This window comes from Sandarakinorhabdus rubra (genome assembly GCF_010994245.1).
Classification (GTDB): Bacteria; Pseudomonadota; Alphaproteobacteria; order Sphingomonadales; family Sphingomonadaceae; genus Sandarakinorhabdus; species Sandarakinorhabdus rubra.
The window spans coordinates 1-662 of record NZ_WMHO01000448.1 but is presented as its reverse complement, the minus strand read 5'-3'; the positions used below and the strand labels follow the sequence as shown (position 1 = coordinate 662).

Genomic DNA, 662 nt, shown 5'->3' with positions numbered 1-662 from the left:
GCAGCGGGCGAGGCCAGCCGGAGATGAAGCCGGCGCATCAGCGGGTCCTCCACGGCAGGATGCGGGTGGTGAGCGTGAGCAGCAGGCGCACATCGCCGGCCCGGGTCGGCCCTGCGGCCTTCAGCGCCACGGCGCCCGACAGATCGAGCCGGGCCCGGTCATCCAGCACCACCCGCGTCCCGGCCCCGGCGGAAGCGAGGCTGACCGGGTTGGCCCCAGTGGCCGTGCCTCCACGGGACCAGGCCCAGCCGGCATCGGCGAACAGATAGGGCAGCAGGGCCAGCCGCGCCTGTTCGTCGAGCATCAGCGCATCGTGCCGCAGTTCGGTGCTGAAGGCGGCGCCATCATCACCGGTCAGCACGCCGGGGCCAAAGCCGCGCCCCACCGTGAAATTGCCCAGCGCAAAGCGTTCGAAACCCAGCACCGCGCCGCTGGCGATCTGGGCGCGCGGCTGGATGACAAGGCTGATGCGGCGGCCCAGCCGCGCCTCGGCAAGGCCGGTGAAACGCATCACCGTCGGCGTGGCGCTGCCATTCAACAGGCTGGGCGGCACGATGCCGGCGCAGGCCGCCGGATTGGCGAGGCAATCGGGGCTGGCGCCGAACAGGTCGAGCCCCTGCCGCGCCTCCAGGCTGGCCGCCAGCCGCCAGGCGGTGGTGCCA

General features: G+C 73.1%; 1 protein-coding gene. It reads right to left on the bottom strand.

Annotated elements, in window-relative coordinates; translation table 11 throughout:
- Positions 1-37: 37 nt before the first annotated feature.
- A partial coding sequence (locus GJV64_RS15200) for a ShlB/FhaC/HecB family hemolysin secretion/activation protein (RefSeq protein WP_164158366.1) occupies positions 38-662 on the bottom strand: 625 nt, incomplete at its 5' end.